The organism is Photobacterium pectinilyticum, assembly GCF_024357955.1.
In the GTDB taxonomy this organism is placed as follows: Bacteria; Pseudomonadota; Gammaproteobacteria; order Enterobacterales; family Vibrionaceae; genus Photobacterium; species Photobacterium pectinilyticum.
This window is the reverse complement of sequence record NZ_JANEYT010000144.1, coordinates 1-4,576: the sequence shown is the minus strand read 5'-3', so window position 1 is coordinate 4,576 and position 4,576 is coordinate 1. Positions and strand designations below refer to the sequence as shown.

2 protein-coding genes and 1 pseudogene are annotated in these 4,576 nt (G+C 43.1%); 1 reads left to right on the top strand and 2 read right to left on the bottom strand.

Annotation, left to right across the window (positions count from 1 at the left end):
* Positions 1–35: 35 nt before the first annotated feature.
* Complete coding sequence (locus tag NHN17_RS25370) at positions 36–905, bottom strand: cache domain-containing protein (protein ID WP_255045448.1); 870 nt, start codon at positions 903–905, stop codon at positions 36–38.
* A 652-nt stretch (positions 906–1,557) separates the two neighbouring features.
* Between NHN17_RS25370 and NHN17_RS25365 the strand changes: the two genes are divergently transcribed.
* Positions 1,558–2,955 carry a hypothetical protein gene (locus NHN17_RS25365; RefSeq protein ID WP_255045447.1) on the top strand — a complete coding sequence of 466 codons (1,398 nt, stop codon included), beginning with the start codon at positions 1,558–1,560 and terminating at the stop codon, positions 2,953–2,955.
* An 80-nt stretch (positions 2,956–3,035) separates the two neighbouring features.
* On the opposite strand, the pseudogene NHN17_RS25360 reads toward NHN17_RS25365, so the two are convergent.
* Positions 3,036–4,365, bottom strand: a pseudogene (locus NHN17_RS25360) (IS4 family transposase).
* Between the last annotated feature and the right edge of the window lie 211 nt (positions 4,366–4,576).

Here is a 4,576-nt window from a genome sequence, read left to right as displayed (position 1 = left end):
GAGTATAAGATCATAAATCGATCTGCCGGTCAAACTTACAGAATTTGGTCAGAAAACGTTCGTGATCTCACCCTGGTCACCGCACTGATACTGAATGTATGCATAATAATGTCTGACCTGGCGGTCCCTGAAAGTACGATCCAATTATGAAGGGAGTATGCATCATAAACGCTGAATTTTTCTTCATCTTTATATGTATAAGACGAAATGATCCCTTGGTATTCCCCATCTTCAATACGCGCTATCAGATCAGTTGACACACTAACTGACGGTGTTCCAATTCTTGTCATGTCTGGGTGCATAACAATATTGCCCGTTTTCCTCTCTACCGCATAGACATAGCCGTTGGTCAGGGTCTTCAACAACGATAGGTTCTCATAGAGGCTAGCCACATTGATTTCCAACAGGATTCTCACCTCTTGATTTTGCAATGTCTCTAGCACAGATACCAAAGCCACCGTCCACTTTCCGGTACTGCCGCTAAGATAGATGGGAGTGATGTAGGTTTGCCCCGGCTCTGCCTGTTTATACCAGGGCCGGTTCGCTATGTATCCAGTAACGGCCTCTTTGTTAAACCCACCAGTCCCGTAATAATTGCCGTATGCCAGCAAACCGACTTCCAGATATTTGCTCTTTGCATTAACAATGGTCTGCGCGGCTTCCATCACCCCGGAAATGCTGTTTTTCTGTTCCCACAGTTGCTCGAGGAGATATAAGTGGCTTTCAGCAGAAACAAAATGGTGCTCCAAGTATTCTCTTGCAATACGTACATTGGATGTCGCTTGATTGAACGCCGTATTTTGGTTGCTTTTATACTCACTGTATCCGACATAAATTAATAAGCTGAGAATGAAAAACACCAGCGGAAATATAAGGGATATCAATAATCGAGGCTGTACTTTCATGTACTTCAATAACCTTTGAAGTTTGTTTTTTGTCACTTGGTCAAATTTTTGACCAAGTGTAATGCAACATTATCCATATGTAGAGAAAAATCGCTTTTAGTTATAGAAATCCAAACGCTATTTAGTGACCTATTGCACAAAACCTCGCAAAAAGAAGTAAAAGAATTGAAAAATCAAGCAAAAGGCAGCGATTAAATTCCACATATATTAAATCTATAGCCGATTAAACGAGGTTACCTTTTACCTCTTTTCTTAATGCGTTGTTCCTTTCTCAATAATATAGAGATGTAAAGATAAGAGCCGCCTCTCGCTCACTTTCATTATGATTAATTTATAAAACAATATTCATACAGGCTCATAACAGATAAAGATCATGCACTTTACTCTGATGGGGTATTTAAAACGCTAGTTAAACAGCCTGAGACAGTCGAACAAATCAAATATCAATAACTTATGATTTACATGCCATATTTTTGAATTCGGTCAAAAGCTGAACACAATCTGAATGAAAAACCCAGTGCACAATTGATTGCACATATTATTACTGGAAGAATATCAACATTATCAATGTAACAACCCAATAATTATTACAACACTTGCAATGAGAGCGCAAAAATACTCTCAACAGGCTAATGACTAATAAGGAAGTTATATGAAACTTAGGTTATCTCTATGCGCAACATCTGTTGCTCTTATTTTGGCAGGTTGTGGTTCTGACTCAGGTAGTACAGGTGGTGGTGAAAGTGCTAGCGCACGTACAATTACAGCCATTGATGGCTACTTGGGTAATGCTATCGTTTGTGTTGATAGAAATGCGAACCAAAAATGTGATGACGGCGAAGCGTTGGATGGGCGTACAGCTTTAGACGGAACATTTACAATCCCAGCGGCAGATGCTGGGTATGATGTCATTGTAAAAGTAGCCCGTGGTGAAGCGAAAGACACTGACCAAATTGGCTTTGTTGATAACACCTATGAGTTGCTCGCGAAAAGTGATTCGGATGTGGTTACTCCGTTCACGACCCTAGCTGTTAAAGCTGGCACAACCCTTGAAGTATTAGCTTCTGAGCTTGGTTTAGATTTAGACGTTCTCTCAGGGGACTATATCAAAGCTCAAGAAAGTGCGGATCAAAAAGAGGCGGCAATCATCGCCCACAAATTGGCGCAAGGTATTGCACGCTCGCTGCCTGAAGATGCAGAAAGTATTGATGCAAAGGTTGTTATGGAAGAAGCTGCATTGGTACTAGAATACATCAATGATAAAGTAAACAAAGATGGCATTGACTCCCTAGGGAGCTCGGTTATTGCCGTTGAAAACGGCGAAGTCGTTGAAAAGCTTCAGCCTAAGACACTTCAAGAATATCTGATTGGTGATGGTGGTAGAACATGGGATACGATTAGCACGAATCTGACCTATGCTTCTGAGGAAGGTATTCAAACATTCAACATGACTCAAGATATCTTGTGCCTCGGCGATAATTCCGATGACAGTGAATGTATTGAAATAGATGAAGATAAACTGACGATTACATCAGAGGGTGAGTCTGATGAATTTATTTATCTCTCAACTGATTTAGCCCTTGCCGTCCCAGTCAATGACCTTGATTTAATCCTTTGGACTAAACATGAACTTCTATCTGGCGAGCCAATGGACATCGTAGTCAACGATTTCTCTGGCCAAACTTGGTACGCCATCTTTGACGACAGCGGTTCAAGCCAAACCCCAGAGCCAACATTCACCCAATTTGACTTTGGCGCTTATGATGCGGATAAGAACGAAGGCAAGTTTACCTACACCGGCGACGGTGAAACAGAGGAAGCAACTTGGTCTATCGAGAAGAGATCCGATGACTCAGAGCAAGAGTACGAAGTCATCAAAATCCACCTTCCTGAAGGTGAAAACCCTTACGAAGTATCTAAAATTGCCGATACTGGTAGTTTAGTAATAATGAATGAAGGCTCTAACCACGATATGTGGTTCAACTTGTACACCCAAGACAAAGCCTTGGCGGAATCCATTATGGAAAAGTGGCAAGCCGTCAATGACTAATGCTACTTTGGGGTAGTAACGCCTGAATCGTTATTCCCAAAAAAAGGCCCTGAAGAACAGTAATGCCATTCGGATAAGCGTCATCGTTTATACCTGAACGGATACTTGGGCGGCACATAGAGGACTGAACGTGGAAACGTTCGGTCCTTTCTTTTATCCGGCAGAATGAAGTGGCTGAGGGATTCACGCATCTGTTTTAGCTTAGTTGGGAGTGTTCCGTCTGGACTTAATGCTAACCACCTAAGCTGGGTATCGATAAGGTTAATTGCTGCAGTAAAGCTCACTCGCGTCGGCTTAACATTGGCATCTGCTGCTATCTGAACCATTTCCAGTCGCACTAGGTTATATGCTAGTAACACGCCCCAAATTTCTTGCTTTACTCCTGATGGGAATCGACTCCTCAGGGTTACTTCGCTTTGCAGCTGAGTTTGTTTTATCTCACCAAAGCCTTCCTCAATTTCCCAACGCTGCCAATAGATGCTTAGTAGCTCTTCGAGTTGGTACTGATTTGGGTCAATCAGAGAGGTAATAAAGCCTTCAATTTCACCCGCAGGGTCTTTATACAGTACAAGCCTTGCCTGCCAGGTAGCAGGTAGCAGGTAACTCAGGGTTCTTTTTTCTCGCTTGCTGGGATATTGGCATAGCGATAAGCATGTCATTATCTGCGTATTGCTCGATGACTTCATATCGTAGCTTGCGTTTTATTGGTGTTAGCCAGTGACTGTTAACCGCCGCTTCTTGCCAGCTAAGCAGCAAGTCCGCTGAGAAATAGCAACGGTCGAATAAGGTTAGCGAATTAGCAGGAACATCGGTAAGTAGACTGCGCGCTAAGGTCGCCTCACCAACATTGCATGCATCAAACGATGCGCCCAGCATCATGCGAGTTTCAGCAGCCATCAGTCCAACTAATCGAAGCTGAGGGTAAGGTTTGTAGCTCTTAGAAATGAAGCCAAATGCTTCAGCATTTTCTTCTGAGTCAGGGCATCGAAAGGTCGTGCCGTCGACAGCAAGGACATTGAGATTTAAGGCGTTGTTTGGTTGAAGTGCATCCGCTTCCCATGCCGAAACGGCTGTCTTAAATAACGCGGCTAAGGGGGCCTCATCCAATCGACGTCGACTGTCCGTAAGCACACTAGGGGCAACCCTGGACCAACTATTCTCTGGTTGAGGTTGAAGTGCTAAATCCAGAGAGCTACATACTTCCTTGATGGACTTGTTTCGTTGCAAGCCCATCCAAATGACAAGCCATACGGCTTGTTGAGCAGGTAACCGGCGACGGCGGATACTCGCTTTGTTGGTACTATGAAGAGCCTGTTCAATCCATTCCATCTCGATAGCATTAACAACAGACTCATAGTTACTACCATTATCAATCGTTTCATGCGCTTGGTTTAAATCATTAACCAACATATAAAAAATCCCTACCAACAAAAGCTAGTAGGGATTATTACGCAATATTAGGATCGTTCAAGTGCCTTAAACGATCGGCATTAGCCAGGGGCGACCTTCTCAAGTTCGATGGGTAAATTCATGCTCGACTGTACCCTATTAGTCTATGCTCTAAATGCAAAGTATCTCCTGCATGCTCGTTGTATGTCCGGTTCTTATTCGGGGGTTATGG